Here is a 16915-nt window from a genome sequence, read left to right on the forward strand (position 1 = left end):
GTCATCACTATTTAGTTCTAAACCGCCATTAATCAAGGTTGGAACGGCGCTTTTGCGTTTTAACTTCCTTAATGATCTTCAATGCCCGTTTGCGAGTCTTGATGTTCGGACTTTTTAGTCGCCGGTAGGCACTTGCTAAATCTTGCTTTTCCATTGCTTTCTCCTTATGAATTAGATTGTCGTCGATTACCAGCTGGCCTTGTGAACGCCAGGAATTTGACCAAGGTGGGCATACTTTCTAAAGTTCAATCGCGACATATCAAACTTGCGCATGTAACCTCGGGGACGACCATCTAGATGATCTCGGTTGCGAAGCCGGTTCGGGTTGGAATCCTTAGGTAACTTGCGCAAGGCTTCATAGTCGCCCTTTGCCTTTAATTCACGTCTCAATACCGCGTACTTGGCAATCAACTGCTTTTGTTTTTCTGCTTTTGCAATTTTAGACTTTTTTGCCACTACTCATTCCTCCTAATTATTTAACTTCTCGAAAAAGTGCCTTTCGGCGTAATTTTGGTGAATACTTCTTGAGTTCGAGTCGATCTGGATTGTTAGTTAGGTTCTTGCTGGTCAAGTAAATTCGCTCTTTGGTCTCAACGCATTCCAGAACAATATTTTTTCTCATGCCAACCACCTCTCCTTCCATTTTTACATTTTTGTTTAAACAGTAATCATTACGTTTTACAATTATGCCACGATCAGAATTTATGTCAAGGGCATTTAGATAAAAAATAGGACAAAACATTTCTGCTTTGTCCCAAAGTTATTAAACAACCTAAGTTTTCGTTTTGCCATCCGATAACCGATACACTATACTAAAGGAAAAATTTGAAGGTGACCTCATGGAAACTAGTGAAATTAAAATCCGTCCTTTACAATCTAATGAATTGCAGTCCTTTTGGCAATTGGCTTTTAGCAATCCCCATGCTGAATGGACCAAGTGGAATGGACCCTACTTTCATGATCAACTGCCTTCTCAAGCTAAATTTATCACGACCATTGGCCCTAAAAAATGGCTTCATAATGATTTTCACTGGGTAATTACATTTAATGATGAAATAGTTGGCTCTGTTTCAGCTTATTTTGAAGACGGTCGCTTAAAACGATGGCTGGAAGTGGGCATTGTTATTTATCGAGATGACTTATGGGGCAAACACATTGGTCAAATCGCCCTCCAACTCTGGATCAGCCACCTTTTTAATCAGGTCACCAACTTACCACATCTCGGCTTTACCACTTGGTCTGGCAATCAACGGATGATCGCCCTTGGTGATAAGGTAGGCATGAAGCTCGAGGGTCGCATTCGTCAGGTCAGGTTCTGGCAGGGGCGGTATTACGATTCAGTGAAGTACGGCGTTTTGAGGACAGAATGGCACGAACGCACAAAATTATTTTAATTAAATTATCGACTTTAAAACGGTTCTTGAACAAAACTCTGCTCAAGAACCCTTCTTTAACAACCAAACTTAGCTTTCAAAACACTTGTTGTTACTTGTGACAGATTCAGCTCATGCTCACGAGCCAACTGATCCAAGTATGCTGGAATCTTAACAGTAATCTTCGTCACTTCTGGATGTTGCATTCTAAATTCCGTAAGATCAACTGAAACATAAACAACCTGCTCATTAGCTTTCAGCCTAATAGTCCTAATTTCTGAAGGCTTCGGGTAGTTTATTTTATCTTGTAATAAGTTACCGATTAGGTCCATCGCCATTTTAATTGCATCGATCATGTTATCTCCTTGGGTAAAGCCATTAGGAAAATCGGGAGCTTCAACAAAATAATGGCTTGCATCTTCGACTAACACGACGGGATAAATCACGATATCTGACTTCATAGACGGTTCTCCTAAATTCATAATTTCACCTCAGCATTAACTATGCCACAATGCGGCGACTTCTCCTAGCAAACCGCCTCACTTGCCAAGCATTCACTGCCACAATGAAAACGAGCATCGCAATAAATAACCACATTGGCCAATACCACGTGGAAGCGATCGATAACTGGCGGGTGTTTTGGGTATTGATCACAATTTGTTTCACAGTTAAATACAATGGCAAATTGCCCACCACGGCACAAATTAGGAAAGTGCCTGAATAGATCACGCTTTCCCAAACGCGCTCGACGAATAGACCGGCTGGAGTGAATCCCAATAATGACATTAAATCTAAGTCATTAGCTTGTTGCTTACTGACAATCATGGTGATGGTGAGCACATTGGCCAAAATAATAATCATTGGCGCCCCTAAATAAAAGGCAAATGAGAGAATCGCATCAATAAATTGGTTTTTATTCCCGTTTCCCGGAAAAGTCATCGTCAGGTAAGTCATCCCCGTTAACAGAAATGAGCCACCGAACAGTGGACCAATCAGTGACGCTGCATAAGACCGATTTAACAGCGTGTTGCGATAAGCCAAATTCGTGGTGGCGACTCGTTTCCTTGGCAGTAAAGTTGTCCAGCCTTTAATTACCCAAGGCAGGATAATTGGCGTAATTGCAACGAAGAAGACAATCCCCCAAAACATGATTTCCATGACTGGACCAACGTATTGGGCAACCGCTTCTAGATGATACCCGTGCCGAATTGTGGTGCGGATTAAAGGGGTGATGGTTAAGGAACTTCGAAATCCTAATAGCAGAAAGACACCAGAAATGATCACAACTGCCAATCGAAGCCACGAGTAAGGTCGATTACTGCTTTGTTTGAACTTAAGAATCTCATTACGGGCATTCGCAAATAATTTGTGGGAATGGGCAAACCCCGCCCCACCACTAATAATGGCAATTGATAATACAGTGGCCAAAAACGCTAACCACGAGAATGTAAGATGTCCATCTGGAAACCAAGCTTTGCCGGTCAGCCCTTGCGCCCAAGCGTAAAACGACTGAATTGCGGGAACCGAAATCAGATAACCAACGACGCCGCTAATGGCACCAACAATGCCAACCTGGCCACCAATAATCATCGATAATTGCCGTGGGTTAGTCCCCAGAATTTCCCACTGAACGTACTCGCGACTCAGGCTTTGAACTACCAACCGGACCACGCCGCTTAATGCCATAAATAACGTCATCAACCCAAAGATTGCCGGGAAAATAAAGACTGGTGTTGGGTTGTGTGGCCCTAATACCGCTTGATTCATCATCGCAAACGTAATCAATCCGGTCAGGCTCATCCCCATCAAAATACTGGCGATCACAAACACAACTCCTGCACCTAACCAGGCTCTCCAAGAATATTTAAATTGCAACCAAATCATCTTAATCATGACGATCACTTCTTTTCAGCGTTCAATGCTTCAAACAGCTCTTGCGCGTTTGGCTTATCCAGTATCTGGCGCAGCTGACCATCCCGTAAGGTAATTGCTCGATCCGTGTGGGCAGCCATTTCAATATCATGGGTCACCATGACGACACAAACCCCTTGCTTGGTCAGATCTCGCAATAATCCGAAGATAATCTTGCCAGAAACTGAATCCAGTGCGCCAGTTGGTTCATCAGCGAAGATCACCCGACAGTTGGAAACCAGTACCCGGGCAATGGCCACCTTTTGTCGTTCACCACCAGACAGCGCGGTGACAAAGTTGGCTGGATCCGCGTTAAAATTAATGTCTTTCAATAATTGATCAATCTTTTGTTCATCAACCTTTTTTCGGGAGAGTCTTAATGGCAACACAATATTGTCGAACGCCGGTAGGGCTGGAATTAAATTGTACGACTGAAAGATAAAACCAACTTGGGTTCGGCGAAAAATTGCCGACTTAGCGGGGCGCAGCTTATAAGGATCCACCCCGAGAATAGTCACCGAACCAGAAGTCGGCTTGGACAATCCCGACATACAATGTAACAGCGTCGATTTTCCAGATCCGGAGGGCCCTACAATACTTAGAAATTCCCCTTGATTAGCTGTTAACGAAACACCATGAAGAATTTCTAAATTTTTCTCCTTGCCACCAGTTGTAACTGTTTTCGTGATATTTTGAATGCTAATGACTTGTTGGTTCATGTTGCTCACCCTTTCTATTAATCTGCGCTTAAATTCGACATCAATTAGGCCACTTTTGGTCTATCATCTATTCAGTGAAATAACAATTAAGTTGCTTAACGCATAACTATTCAAGAATTCCATTACCAGGTTAATTATCCATTAATCTGTTAGAAACAACTCTAACTTGCCAACTACCAACCAGTGCAATAAAAATTATCATAATCAGCCACAACCAAAGCGGCCAGGTAAAAATCGACCACTCTGATAAGGCAATTGTCCGATGGGTCATCAACACAATATGATTCGTCAGTAGGTTAAATGGTAAAATTCCCAGTACGGCACAAATGAAAAATGTTGTGGCATAAATCAACGCTTCTTGAACCTTTTCTACAACTAAATTCCTTCGGGCAAAGCCCAATCGAGAGAGTTGCCTTATCCCAGCCCGTTTTTGGGCACTGGTGAGAATCGTAATGGTTAAAACGTTAGCGAGGATGATTAATAAGGGCACCCCAACAAAACCAATGACAGATTCACGGGTATTAGCTGCAGCAGCCGCATTGGGGCCACCATTACTGATCTCTCCAGCAATGCAAGTAATCCCGGTCAACATAAATGAGCCAGCAACCAGTGGAGAGATCAAGGAAGTCAAATATTCCCTGTCAAAAACGGTACTCCAAAATGCATCATTGACCGTTGCCGATGATTTTCTTGGCAGCAGCCACGTCCATAATTGAATCACCCAAGGTAAAACAATTTTTGCAATCAAGGCGAATAAGATAATTGAAAACAATAAAATCAACATTAAATTGGGAATATAGGTTTTGCCAGCTTCATAAAAATGACGCTTTTCAAGATAGGCTTGAGCTTGCGGGGTGATGCTCAATGAATTCCAATAGCAAAATGCCAACCCGGCTGCACTGGCAACAATCAACAATGCTTGGCTAAGGCGCTGAAAAGCAGACCGGCTCTTCTTAAAGGTTAATAAATCATCTTGGGAATTCACAAATAGCTTATGAGCATGTAAATAACCGGCCAGCCCAGATACGCCGACAGTAAACAAAACGGTTAATAGACAAGCTGTCAGCGAGAATGATTGCGGTATCTGAGGGATTTTGGACGTCCACTCGCTGCCGAGCAATGTAACGACAAACCACTGATCAACTGGCACCATAAATGGCACTGATAAGATAAAGCCAACCAGGCTGCCAAGCGCGGCGATTAGCGCCATTTGCCCGCCAATTAATCCGGCAAGCTGACGGGGATTGGCCCCCAGAATGGTCCACAAAGCGTACTCTTGACTCAAGCTATTGATGACCAGCTTCACAACGCCACTGGAGACAAGCAAAACCGTAATCAAGCCAAAAACCAAGGGGTACAAAAACAAGTCGGTTGGATTATGGGCTTTAGGCAGGTTGGGGTAGTAGTCCGCAATCGCAAAGACTGCGTTTAAACAAGCCCCAACCAGAATTCCCGTGACAACAAACAGCAGCAACGTTAACAGCCACACTTTAAATGAGTGTTTAAATTGCAACCAAGTAATCCTGAGCACGGTAACCATCCCTTTCATCAGCAGTTCGATCTACCGTCATTTTTTTGCCCGCTTGACCGGCGTCATCTCATAAAAGATCGAATTGACGTTATAACGGTAGTAAGCTTTTAAGACGCGCCAGATGTAGGTGTTCAGTTTCCATCAGATTGGCAGAACAGCCACAGCGATAACAGCTAAGAGACTGGCGCTCCCAAACCGCAGCCATTCAAACGGTCGAATATCGGCAACTGCTTGATAAATGACGACTAACGGTGAAATGATGCAGCCGCTGATCATCCCCCAATTGGTCAAGAAGATCGTGACAAGCGAAACGGCTACCAACCAGAAGAACAACAGATTAAAGACCATACTGCCAAAGAAGGCAAAGAAATTAAATTTGTGCATCACGACTTTTTCACCCCCAAAGAAGTCAGCCACATCGACATCAAAGAGCTTCGCCAGATCTTCCAAAGCGGTGATGGGTGGCAAGTGCTTGTCACCTTCCCAACGGGCAACCGTCTGTTGGGTCACAAATAATTTCTCGGCCACTTCGCTTTGGGTTAACCCCAGTTCCATCCGTTTAGATTTGATTCGTTGCCCAATTGTTTCTGCCATGATCATTCGCCTCCTCATCTGGTTTCACCTTTACTTAACCACTAACTGGGATGAATTACTAACAATTTATTTGATCGTGGCTAATTTGAGCATAACGGCGCCACTTTTAGAGACAAAAAACTGCTCAGTAACTTGACTGAACAGTGACGATCTCTTTATTGGTTAGTGATTATTTGCAAACCTTTAGCTTGGTTTCCGTTTCGGTTTCTAAAAGCGCTTCTTCCTAAATATGAGATACCCACAGGCAAAGAATACGAGAATATAAGCCAGGGCACCGGTTGCTAATTGAGCATTTGATAATAGTGTGGTGTCGTAATACCCAGCATAATTAACATATTGATGAGTAAGCATCGTCATATTAAACGGATTCCATTTAGCTAATGGCGTCAACGCAGAAGATCCGCGCGTTAAATCGCTTGAGATTGCCTCACCAAAGAACATGACTGCTAAGCCAGCGGTTACCACCACCGCATTTGAGTTGATCAAGGTGGAAATCAAAAATACCACACTAATGATCAGTGTCGTTGTTAAAATGTCCACGCCAGTTGCCAAAAACATGTTCACGATTAGCGGCTGATGATACTGATAAACCGCAAACCAGGAAACTGGGTTGATCGTTGCGGCGAGGGCAAAGGTGAAGATAATTGCCAGGGCGTGCAAGATCAAGTTATAGATAAAAATCGTAATGAACTTGTCTAAATAGACAGACAACATCCTGGGTGATTTATAGAGCAACGTTAAAATCGCATTGTTCTGAAATTCCATCGAAAACATAGTGGTCCCGACGATCACCAGAATGATCATAATTGCATCCGGAGAATCGTAGGTCAACATGGCCAACAAGCGGTTAGACGGATAATCGCTGATCAAAATCATGAACACTAATAATAACAAAGGGGCAAACCACGTCAGCTTCTTATGACCAAATTTGTAAAATTCGCGATATAAACTTTTACTCATGATATTCACCTTCCTCAACTAAACCCGTCTGCTTTTAAACAGAACATCCCCAATGGCAATGAAGATAACTGCATAAATCAAATTACCAATGATAATCTGTGGCAAACTGAGGTTGGAATATTTCTCATAACTACTGTTAGCGAACTGGTTAATCACAAAAACCAAATTGAGCGGATTCCATTTGATGATTGCGCTAAAATGCGGCAAAGCACTCATGACGAGCGAAGAAAATTCAGCGCCCATGAAGATAATTACGAGCCCAATACCAACGACGGCCGCATTGACGCGAATCAATGTGATTAAGAGAAAGGCGACGGCAATAATAAATAACAGATAAATATAAAATCCGGCAGTATTCAGAAGTAGATCAATCAGCAAACTATGCTGACCATACATTGCGCCCCACGAATACTTGCTACCCACCATAACTGCCTTTAAGACAAAGGTCAAAACCAATCCTAAAAGTGACATTAAGGCGCCGTAAATCAGCATTACAATGAATTTAGCAAAGTAAATTGCTGATTTATTAGAGTTCTTATAAAACAACGTCATAATCGTGCGGTTCTGATACTCCATCGCCACAAAGGTTGATGCAATTGCAATCATAATAATCGTGAGCCACTGGCCGGCACCAAAGCCTTGGGCAATCAGCATTCGGCTGGGGTTAGACGATGATACAGCACTGTACAACATCAAAACGACCAATGCAATTCCGCCATACAACGGAATTCGTTGGTGCCTAAATTTATAAAGTTCCTGCTTTAGACTATTTTTCATGGTTTTGCCTTCTTTGCTGCTGAAGCAAACTAACAACCGTTTGCTCGAAACTCAATCCCTGAGGCGACAGCTCCACTAAGCGAATGTGGTGAGAATAGAGCAGATCTTGAACTTAATACGAAAGCTCGTGAGGAATTACCAGATAGTCATCTGATTTGGTAACTGGAATTTGATTTTCAGCAAACAACTTCTCAGTCGCTGGCATATCTTCAGTTAACAAGTGGTACTGCTGCCGGCTGACCCGGTTAAATTCATCGATTGGTTCATCGACAATAATTTTTCCCTCGGTAATCAGCAGAACATTAGTCATCACTTTTTGCAATTCACCGAGGACGTGGCTCGAAATTAGAAACGCCGATCCCTGAGCTGCATATTGCTTGATAATCTGGCGAATTAAAATGGTGGCTTCAATATCGAGGCCATTCATCTGTTCATCCAAAATAACCAGCTGGGGCTTGTTAAGCAAGGCAATCGCAATGCCCAATTTTTGCTTCATCCCCATTGAATACCCCTTCGACTTGGTATTGATATAAGTATCCATCTTGAGCATTGAAACGATGTTGTTCATATCGGCTTCGTCCAAAGAATACAGCTTTAAGTTTTCCAGGCCCGTTAAAAACGGGTAGATGGCTGGATGTTCAATTAACGCCCCCACTCTGGTTAGCGCGGCGTGGTTATTTTCGGTGACATTTTTATCTTCGACCGAAATGTTCCCGGTAAACTTGGTTAATCCAAGGATCGTCTTCATAATCGTTGTTTTTCCAGCGCCATTTGGTCCAATCAAGCCGACAATTGAGCCAGGGTTTACTTGAAACGAAACGTCTTTGATAATTTTCTTTCTACCAATAAAGGTATTGATATGACGAACTCTAAGCATAAAATCGTCCCCATGTTCATTAAAGTATCCAATCCCTAATTCTGGAATTTAAGGATCAGTTAACTAAAGAAAACAAGAGTGATCGATTTAACCTGCTCAACATCACGACGGATTCATTGTAATTTGCGGTGGATGATCACATCTCGGCCAATAATCACGAAATTGATGATTCCCACCAAGCTAACGACCACGAACACAAACTGAAATACAAACCCCATCGTAAATAGATTAGTAAGGGCGCTATAGAGCAGCACCGCAATTAACAGCGCATACCCAATTAAAAACACCGGTGAATGGACAGAGTGAATCAATTTTAGCCCCCACTGACTGACCAACAGTCTCAGTATCACGCCAAAGACAAATATCCAGTCAATCAAAATGAAAACATTATAATGAGTTGTGTCTTGGGTGAACCGCTCAATTAGCAGAATTGCCAGCATAATATCAAGCAAGGTGGTCGTTAGCCGATTAACTGATGAGATTGGCGCTCTGTTTACAACCTTTTGCCATTCAGACACCTGCGCACCAGATACCAACTCATCGAGGGACAGATGATAAATTCTGGCCATCTGCCGCAGCATATCAATATCTGGTCGATTCCGGCCAGTCTCCCAACCCGAAACGGTTTTTCTGGAGACATGGAGTCGGTCGGCCAATTGCTGCTGGGTGATCGCCAAATCCCTTCTTGTTTTCTTCAGTTTTTGAGCAAAATGACTATCGATCATCTTGATCCCCCTAAACGTAAGTCTAAAATCCTCATTTGGCTAGCTTTCCTTTAGAGCAACGTTGCTATATCAACATTTGTAAGTATTTAGGTAACCTGTTTTCGGAAATCGAAAACTAGTAGTTTGCATATTTTTATTAAGTGATTTGCACATCATCGAGTGATCCTTACCTTCATCCTCTTGGCTCAATTGTCTTACAATATCGATCTTAAGCCAATACTGAATCTATTGTCTAAATTACACCTGTTGGCTAAGACAATATAATATTCATCTACTATGGATTCAACCCCCAACCTCTACTTTGTAGACGTTCGGGGTTGTTGTTTTATCATCCTAATTTTCAGTTTCCACCCAATGCTTCAACAGATAAACACTGGCCGCTGACTCCACTAATGCCATGACATAAAAGTAACCAATCCCAAGGAAAAATTGCAGATAGAAATTATTAAAGTTAAACAACTTATAGTAGTTGGTAAAGAACCCGATCAGGCCAAGAATATAAGAGGACAAATACAGGAAGCCAACAATCACGACGACATACAGGATAAATTTAAAGAATTTTTGCCGGCCATCTGGCAAGAAACTCGTCAATGAATTACCAATCAAATGGATTAGACTGATTGTGGCCCAGAGAAGCAAGACCATCGCGATTGCCAATAGGATGCCCCCGATAATCATGAAAGTTAAATTTTCCCCAAAGTGGGCTTTGTCGGAATGTTGATAAGTGTCAGAAATCATTTGCCGAGTTTGCTTCACAATTTCTGGAAAGTTCAGGGCTGAGGTAATCAATGCCAACCCAGCTTGGGTTAATCCTAAGTAAAGCATTCCAATTAGGCCTGATAAGAGGTTAGCGGAATATAACTTGGTATCACTGACGGGAATCAGTCGATAAGCACTGCTGATGTAAACATGTTCCATATTTCTTGATAGCAGCACAAATGCCGCAAAGTAGGCAATCATTGAATAGGCCAAGGAAATTTGTAAGGGATCGATCCCGCTCAACGTCCCTTTGTAAACCTCAAACAGAATTGTCAACACAATCGCCAAAACATCGACGACCAAAATCCGATTGATAATTGAAATTTTGGGTCGCGCCAGTGCTTTGGTTATACTGGTAAAACTAGTCATTCAGATCATTCCCTTCATAAATACTCTCGTAATACTGTTCAATGCCTTCTGCGTATTGAGCGCGAATTTCTTCAGCGCTTTTCTTAGTGTAAATCGTCTTATCTTTAATAATCACCACTTCATCTAGGATACTGGCAATTTCGGAAACATAGTGATCGGAAACCACAATCACGGAATCCGGGGATTTCCATTTGATGATACTTTGGATAATCTTCTTGCGGCTCATACTGTCGATGCCGCCAAAGGGCTCATCCAGCAAGTAAACCTTGGTATCTCGAGATAAGGTCAAGCCAATGACTAACTTTTCCTTCATCCCTTTGGACAAAGCCGATAACCGCAACCCCTCATCAATCTGCAGGAAACCAGCAATTTGATTATATCGGTCAGTTGAAAAGTCTGGATAAACGTCTTCATAGAATCGGATGATTTTGTCAATTCGCATGCTTGGGTTAAAGCCGTCCAGCTGGCCGCTAAAGCTCACTTCCGCTTTCTTGGCGGCCACTTGATCTTCACCGTCAATCTTAACCGTTCCATGAGCACCTTTGGCAACGCCAGCAATCAATCGCATCAAGGTCGTTTTCCCAGCCCCATTTTCACCAAGGAGACCAACCGTCTTACCTTGCTCAATCTGTAAGTTGATATTTTCCAAAATACGGCGGTAATTCTTGTGATACGTTAAATTCTCAATCTCAATTGTATTGGCCATCTTTAGTGGTCCTCCTATCCTTTATATACTGTCTAAGATACTGAACAATTTCATCATCCGTGACGTTTAAGTCATGTAAATTCTCGTACATCTCATGCAACCGTTCCATAATCAGTTTATGTTTCATTTCTTCAATAGTGGCCTGATCTTCGGTTACAAAGTTCCCTAAACCGCGTCTGGATTCCAGAATACCTTCAGAAATCAGCTCCCCTAACGCTCTTTGCACTGTATTGACATTAACCGTCAAATCAATGGCTAGTTGTCTGACTGCCGGGATCTTTTCGCCGGGAGTCAGTTTACCGGTAATAATCTGACCATAAATGTAATTCTTAATTTGATAATAAATCGGGATCTTATCGTCGAATTTCATTGTGCCACCTCCCTAGTGTTATATTTTACTGTTACACTATAACATGTCTCTTTTAAAATTGCGACGAATTCGTCAAAAAAAGATCCGTTTCAGCGGATTACCAAAACGAATCTCAATTAATTTCCTATTTAATTATGAACCAATCCCGGTAGTGAGTGGCCATTGGGATCGATTTCAAACCTAACCAAGACTACTTTATCCGCATCAACTGGTAGGCCGTCAATGTAGACTTCCCGATGTTGATCTGCATGGAGGCGCTGATAGTCACTGCTCTTAATGGCTTCGTCTAGGACTTGGAACGCTGGTGCATCAGCTGTGACTGCACCATAGTTAATCGTCTGAATCTCGGTTCCTTCTGCCAGATGTTCAAAGTGAACCTCATCTTCATCAAAGTTATCGAAATCAATTTGGGTCATCGCAGCTGAAAAATCAGCTTCATCAATGAATAATGGCTGTTTAATCCAAATTTTAAAATGTTCATTGTTCCCCTGGGCTGTCCAGACCGCTTGAACTGGATATAGCACATATTCTTTAAATCCAGAAACTGGAATCCCTTTGTCGGGTCCACCACTAATTATCTTAGCAATTCGAGCGGCAGCGGCTGCTAACCTTAAAAAGTTAGGATCTGCAGAATGGTCATCAGCATCTCCTTCGGCGGTCACGTAGCTGCGCTTGGTCAACTCCACAAAGCTTGGCTTCTCATCGCGACTGTATTCGGCTGGCTCAAATGTTTCCCAATTAAACATAATTATCACCCCTTATTTGCGGTCAATATAACCCGAATAATGGGTAAAAGCAACCAAATGGATTCCCTCAATATTCAAGCAATTGGCTACACATTTTGCCTACGGAATGACACTAATCCGATCGCCAAGAAGAGGGCGGTGTAGGCTAAACTGCCAATCAGTAATTGGGCATCTGATACAATTTATCATTACCTAATTGTCATCAAAATGCACGCGAATCATTGGCGCATGGGGATGCAACTAATGGTTGCGGAAAAGTTTCCGATCTGGTTCTCACTTAGTTAAATAAATTGGGATAATTAATAATCACTTTGATTGCTTTTGTTCCTAGCTAATTTATAATTATGGTGTAAGCGCAAGCGCTTTCAATACGCTTGAGGGTGATATGAATGAAAAAATCTATGTCAAGGTCTATGTCAATCTTGTTAGTAATTATTTGGTTGGTAACCATCATTCTCTTTATTACTTTTATTTTTGGAAAAGTAAATATTTCGTCTGTTTTGATTCTTTTCGTCATATCACTAGTATTAACGGCTGCGTTTCGAAATGGTTAACACAACCGGTGAGAAAACATTTTAGGAGTGGCAGGACGTATTCTTATAGTTCCAAGTGGTTATTTTCTTTATATATGTATTGTCTTGATATTCTAAGGGGGATTTTCGTTATGGCAATTAAAAACGTAACGGTTGCAGGTAGTGGTGTTTTAGGCAGTCAAATTGCTTTCCAGGCTGCTTTCAAAGGATTTAACGTCACAGTTTATGACATTAATGAAGATGCAATTAACAAAGCAAAGGATCGAATCAAGGGCTTGCGGCATTCGTATAAACACGATATTGCGGCAACCGATGCAGATTTTGAAAAAGGTCTCGCTAATATTAGCTACAGTTGGGATTTGGAAAAAGCAGTTGCTAATGCTGACTTGGTTATTGAAGCGATTCCTGAACGTCCAGATATCAAGAAGGACTTCTATTCAAAAATAGCTAAAATGGCGCCAAAGAGTGCGATCTTTACCAGTAATTCTTCAACATTGGTTCCAAGCATGTTCATGGAAGATACCGGTCGGCCATCTCAATTCCTAAACATGCACTTTGCAAACCAAGTTTGGTTGAACAACACGGCAGAAATCATGGGCTCACCAAAGACTGATCCAGCAATTTATAAGGAAATTGTTCAATTTGCCCGGGATATTGGGATGATTCCAATTCAGTTGAAGAAAGAGCAACCCGGTTATATTTTGAACTCACTTTTAATTCCACTTCTCAGTGCCGGTGAAGACCTCTGGGTAAAAGGCGTAGCGGATCCACAAATGATTGATCGAACATGGATGGCAGCAACTGGTGCGCCAATGGGACCATTCGCAATCTTAGACGTTGTTGGCATCCGAACTGCTTACAACATTACTTTAGCAGAGGCTCAAGCTCACCCTGAGGCAAATACACAACCTCTTGCAGATGCGTTAAAGGGCCTCCTTGACCAAGGTAAGTTAGGAGTAGAATCAGGTGAAGGCTTCTATCATTATCCAAATCCAGAGTTCAAACAAAAGGATTTCTTGAGCATTTAGCTTGACTATGATCAGTAATCAATAATGACGCAACATAAAATACCCTAATCGTGCTTGAGGTTAAGCAAACCGATTAGGGTGTTTTTTTAGCTACGTATGATCATTCAATGTGCCTTTACTTAAGAATGGCTGCCATCCCAATCGAAATTAAGACAATAAATAAAAAAGCCCCGGTAAATCCACCAACGATCATTCCTTTTTCCCACTTGTCCTTGGCTTTATTCCGCTTTTGTCGTTGTTCATCAACGTCCCGTCCCTCTGTGAAGGCCAGAATTTCCGCATACGTTTTGAGATTCTGGTTGCTTTTGAGTCGTTCAACCTGATTTGCGCTAAAAAACATGATCGTAAAACAAATGATTGGGATGAGCACGACGACCATTGATCCTTCAAAGAAAAATACCAGGCCGATTGAAATTGCTCCCAGAACAGCCGCAATTAGCATCATCCAAGTGTACAAGGACATTTGGGCGTTGACTTTCTTATTAGCGAGTTTTTCTTTCATGGCATCCAAGTCTCCTTTAACCAGTTCGTCTACAGAAACATCAAAAAGAACACTCAGCAGTAAAATATTTTGAATGTCCGGATAACCTTTGTTGGTTTCCCAGTTAGAAATAGTTTGTCTTGAAACGTAGACTTTCTTTGCTAAAGCTTCCTGGGAAAGGCCCCGAACTTTTCGATAAGTTTTGATTTTATTCCCAATGTTCATCTCATCAACTCCTCGTATCTCAATCATACCTGATTAAGAAGCTTATTTCTGCCAAATTAGCTTATCTTGAAGCCAGAAATGCGCCATGTAAAGCCCCTTGGGCAATCACACCGATGATGATGGTAGTTGCAAATTTCGTTACTCATACCAAATCAGATGATGACCATCGACAAGCGCAAACCGAAATCGATTGGTTTGCGATTTTTACATTGATATAACTTGGCAAGCAATCAATAATTGCTTGCCGACCGGAGATTTCAGCGTCATACTACTGGTAATTAAATTGCTCATTACTTGTGATGCAGAAGAGGTCAGATCATGTTAGCCAATACTTTAAGACAAAAACGAACTGAACTAGGACTCACCCAAAGTGCTGTCGCCCAGAAACTCCATGTCCGCCGGCAAACCATTTCCAATTGGGAAACTGGGAAGAGTTATCCAGATATTCCAACTTTGGTCGCTATCAGCAAACTCTACAATTTATCATTGGACTACATGCTTAAAGGCGACGAACGCTACATCAAGCAGGTCAGGAAAGACTATCAGCTCATTAACCAGAAGAAAGACAGTCGCTGGCTGAACCGCGCTCTGGCAATTGTTCTTGCCCTCACGCTCTTACCGGTCGCGTTCACGCCGTTTGTTCAAACCGACAGTCAAGCTCGCTGGATTGGCATTATCGCCATGATTTCTGCCTTAATCTTAATGCCGTTAAGTTATCTCAAGCTCAAGTCATTCTATCAGGGGGACTCAAAGGATCTATTTGTCCCCAAATCGATGGGCGTTGGGATCACCATTAATCCTAATCATCCTTTAGGCTTCCTTATTTGGCTGGTCCTTGAAGTCACCCTATTTGGCTTTTTCATTTATATGTTGCTGACGCCGGCTTAATGCTTCTTATTTTTCGATTGATCGTCCATTCGCTGGCGAATTTGTTTCATCCCCGGCCGAAATTTACCAAACAGTTCTTCATTAATCCCAAAGATCTGAAAATCAACCACATCTGGTAACTTGGTCATATCGGGATCCTCGCCGTCGTATCCCCGGATCATTTCAAAATGGGCGCCCATTTTACCCAAATGATCCGCAATCACAACCGCCTCGACGCTAAATGGCATACTGATCCAGATGTAGGGTTGACCGAAGTCAGAATCTATAATCTCAAACTGTTCCGGTTTTAGATCAAAGCCCTCCGTGGTAAGCGTCCAACACAGGTAGGTAATGATGTCATCCATTGTGATCCTTCTTTCATTAGTTAAATATTAACTATTTTCATTGGGAACTAATAAAATCTTACCCATACTTTGGCCAGATTCAAGAAAATCATGAGCCCGTTTGCCTTGAGATAGCGGAAAAATTGTTGGCTCGCTCGGCTGAACCACTCCACGGCTAATGTAATCAAATAGACGGGTACTGCGCTGGTTTCGTTCCTGAGCGCTCGTCAAATAATCCCATAAATCACCAGTCGCAATCGTCTGTGACTGACCTAACACATCGAGCAAATCAATTCGTGGCGGGTTGCCTCCAGCCATTCCAAAGAAAACGACTTTTCCCTTGCGCTTGGCGATCTTTAGGCTTAGTTGCAAGGTGCTGCCAACCCCATCAAAGACTGTATCAAAGGTTGCCTTCAACCCACGTTGCCAACCCGGTTTTCTTAGATAAACATGATCGGCTCCCTGCTTCATTGCCAACTGCTGTTTCGTTTCGGTTGAAACGGAACCGGATACTTGAATGCCATCAGCCGTTAAGATCTGAGATAGTAGCTGACCAACGCCACCACTAATTCCATGGATAAAAACTTGATCGCCTGATTTATTTAAGGCTAAATCATGAGCCAAAAAGTCAGCGGTCAACCCCTGGAGGCCAATGGTTGCCGCTAATTTGGTGGAAATTTTTGCCGGAAGTTTAATCGCATTATCAACCGGAACGGCAACTAATTCGGCATTAGCCAGCGGCACATCGACGAATAAAACGCGGTCGCCAACCTGCCAATTTTTAACCTGGTTACCAATCTCGACAACCGTTCCCGCGGCTTCATAGCCATTTATGTATGGATCATGCTGCTCAATATGATAGTTCCCTCGCCGACGATAAATATCAGCAAAGTTTAAGCCAATATAATCTGGTTTGACTAATAATTCAGATTGGGAAATTTTTGGATCAGCCACTTCCCCATACTTTAAGACGGAACTATTGCCAAACTCAGTGAAAAATAACGCCTTCATCCCATTACC

At 42.3% G+C, this 16915-nt stretch carries 21 protein-coding genes and 1 pseudogene; 3 read left to right on the forward strand and 19 right to left on the reverse strand.

All coding sequences use genetic code 11. The features are described 5' to 3' along the window. Positions 1-28: 28 nt before the first annotated feature. Genes QUF07_RS00205 through rpmG form a run of 3 tightly spaced genes read right to left on the reverse strand, consistent with a single transcriptional unit; the run spans position 29 to position 622 of the window. Positions 29-154 carry a putative metal homeostasis protein gene (locus QUF07_RS00205; protein ID WP_217161484.1) on the reverse strand — a complete coding sequence of 42 codons (126 nt, stop codon included), beginning with the start codon at positions 152-154 and terminating at the stop codon, positions 29-31. Between the two features lie 32 nt (positions 155-186). Then, positions 187-456, reverse strand: coding sequence for a 30S ribosomal protein S14 (gene rpsN / locus QUF07_RS00210; RefSeq protein WP_289426548.1), 270 nt, complete (start codon positions 454-456; stop codon positions 187-189). 16 nt (positions 457-472) lie between these two features. Continuing rightward, positions 473-622, reverse strand: coding sequence for a 50S ribosomal protein L33 (gene rpmG, locus QUF07_RS00215; RefSeq protein ID WP_217161479.1), 150 nt, complete (start codon positions 620-622; stop codon positions 473-475). Positions 623-839: 217 nt separating this feature from the next. On the opposite strand from rpmG, the gene QUF07_RS00220 reads away from it, so the two are divergent. Further along, positions 840-1394: a GNAT family N-acetyltransferase gene (locus QUF07_RS00220; protein ID WP_217161477.1), complete on the forward strand. Its 555-nt coding sequence runs from the start codon at positions 840-842 to the stop codon at positions 1392-1394. Between the two features lie 56 nt (positions 1395-1450). On the opposite strand, the gene QUF07_RS00225 is transcribed toward QUF07_RS00220, so the two are convergent. The 13 genes and pseudogenes from QUF07_RS00225 to QUF07_RS00285 form a co-directional block, all read right to left on the reverse strand. Beyond that, positions 1451-1834, reverse strand: a complete 384-nt coding sequence (locus QUF07_RS00225; protein WP_217161475.1) for a type II toxin-antitoxin system HicB family antitoxin — start codon at positions 1832-1834, stop codon at positions 1451-1453. Positions 1835-1874: 40 nt separating this feature from the next. Next, entirely contained in the window at positions 1875-3266 is a 1392-nt protein-coding gene (locus QUF07_RS00230) for a hypothetical protein (protein ID WP_249778558.1), read from the reverse strand. A gap of 5 nt (positions 3267-3271) precedes the next feature. Beyond that, on the reverse strand, positions 3272-4003 hold the full coding sequence (locus tag QUF07_RS00235) for an ABC transporter ATP-binding protein (protein WP_289426549.1): 732 nt from the start codon (positions 4001-4003) through the stop codon (positions 3272-3274). A gap of 130 nt (positions 4004-4133) precedes the next feature. Beyond that, on the reverse strand, positions 4134-5516 hold the full coding sequence (locus QUF07_RS00240; RefSeq protein WP_217341506.1) for an ABC transporter permease family protein: 1383 nt from the start codon (positions 5514-5516) through the stop codon (positions 4134-4136). Positions 5517-5675: 159 nt separating this feature from the next. Then, entirely contained in the window at positions 5676-6128 is a 453-nt protein-coding gene (locus QUF07_RS00245) for a helix-turn-helix transcriptional regulator (RefSeq protein ID WP_289426550.1), read from the reverse strand. A 207-nt stretch (positions 6129-6335) separates the two neighbouring features. Continuing rightward, entirely contained in the window at positions 6336-7088 is a 753-nt protein-coding gene (locus tag QUF07_RS00250; RefSeq protein ID WP_289426551.1) for an ABC-2 transporter permease, read from the reverse strand. 18 nt (positions 7089-7106) lie between these two features. After that, positions 7107-7865, reverse strand: coding sequence for a DUF2705 family protein (locus tag QUF07_RS00255; protein WP_289426552.1), 759 nt, complete (start codon positions 7863-7865; stop codon positions 7107-7109). Further along, a pseudogene (locus tag QUF07_RS00260) lies at positions 7855-8742 on the reverse strand (ABC transporter ATP-binding protein). Before QUF07_RS00260 ends, QUF07_RS00255 begins: the two are co-directional and overlap by 11 nt. A gap of 113 nt (positions 8743-8855) precedes the next feature. Continuing rightward, the gene (locus QUF07_RS00265; RefSeq protein WP_289426553.1) at positions 8856-9467 is read right to left on the reverse strand and encodes a helix-turn-helix domain-containing protein; all 612 of its coding nucleotides are present in this window, start codon (positions 9465-9467) and stop codon (positions 8856-8858) included. 333 nt (positions 9468-9800) lie between these two features. Then, positions 9801-10595, reverse strand: coding sequence for an ABC transporter permease (locus QUF07_RS00270; RefSeq protein ID WP_217161460.1), 795 nt, complete (start codon positions 10593-10595; stop codon positions 9801-9803). Then, a complete protein-coding gene (locus tag QUF07_RS00275) occupies positions 10588-11301 on the reverse strand; it encodes an ABC transporter ATP-binding protein (protein WP_217161458.1) in 714 nt (237 codons plus the stop codon). The genes QUF07_RS00270 and QUF07_RS00275 overlap by 8 nt, the downstream gene beginning before the upstream one ends. After that, positions 11285-11671: a GntR family transcriptional regulator gene (locus QUF07_RS00280; protein WP_217161456.1), complete on the reverse strand. Its 387-nt coding sequence runs from the start codon at positions 11669-11671 to the stop codon at positions 11285-11287. The genes QUF07_RS00275 and QUF07_RS00280 overlap by 17 nt, the downstream gene beginning before the upstream one ends. A 128-nt stretch (positions 11672-11799) precedes the next feature. Then, positions 11800-12417 carry a hypothetical protein gene (locus tag QUF07_RS00285; RefSeq protein ID WP_289426554.1) on the reverse strand — a complete coding sequence of 206 codons (618 nt, stop codon included), beginning with the start codon at positions 12415-12417 and terminating at the stop codon, positions 11800-11802. Between the two features lie 664 nt (positions 12418-13081). Here QUF07_RS00285 and QUF07_RS00290 point away from each other — a divergent pair. Next, positions 13082-13978: a 3-hydroxyacyl-CoA dehydrogenase gene (locus QUF07_RS00290; protein ID WP_217161451.1), complete on the forward strand. Its 897-nt coding sequence runs from the start codon at positions 13082-13084 to the stop codon at positions 13976-13978. A 115-nt stretch (positions 13979-14093) separates the two neighbouring features. On the opposite strand, the gene QUF07_RS00295 is transcribed toward QUF07_RS00290, so the two are convergent. Further along, positions 14094-14684: a helix-turn-helix domain-containing protein gene (locus QUF07_RS00295; protein WP_217161449.1), complete on the reverse strand. Its 591-nt coding sequence runs from the start codon at positions 14682-14684 to the stop codon at positions 14094-14096. Between the two features lie 318 nt (positions 14685-15002). On the opposite strand from QUF07_RS00295, the gene QUF07_RS00300 reads away from it, so the two are divergent. Beyond that, the gene (locus QUF07_RS00300; protein WP_217161447.1) at positions 15003-15572 is read left to right on the forward strand and encodes a helix-turn-helix transcriptional regulator; all 570 of its coding nucleotides are present in this window, start codon (positions 15003-15005) and stop codon (positions 15570-15572) included. On the opposite strand, the gene QUF07_RS00305 is transcribed toward QUF07_RS00300, so the two are convergent. Both QUF07_RS00305 and QUF07_RS00310 read right to left on the reverse strand, forming a co-directional pair. After that, complete coding sequence (locus QUF07_RS00305; protein WP_217161446.1) at positions 15569-15916, reverse strand: hypothetical protein; 348 nt, start codon at positions 15914-15916, stop codon at positions 15569-15571. The two genes, QUF07_RS00300 and QUF07_RS00305, sit on opposite strands and share 4 nt — an antisense overlap. 27 nt (positions 15917-15943) lie before the next feature. Further along, on the reverse strand, positions 15944-16906 hold the full coding sequence (locus QUF07_RS00310) for a zinc-binding dehydrogenase (protein WP_217161445.1): 963 nt from the start codon (positions 16904-16906) through the stop codon (positions 15944-15946). Between the last annotated feature and the right edge of the window lie 9 nt (positions 16907-16915).

The sequence above is a fragment of the Lentilactobacillus sp. TOM.63 genome, assembly GCF_030361045.1.
In the GTDB taxonomy this organism is placed as follows: domain Bacteria; phylum Bacillota; class Bacilli; order Lactobacillales; family Lactobacillaceae; genus Lentilactobacillus; species Lentilactobacillus dabitei.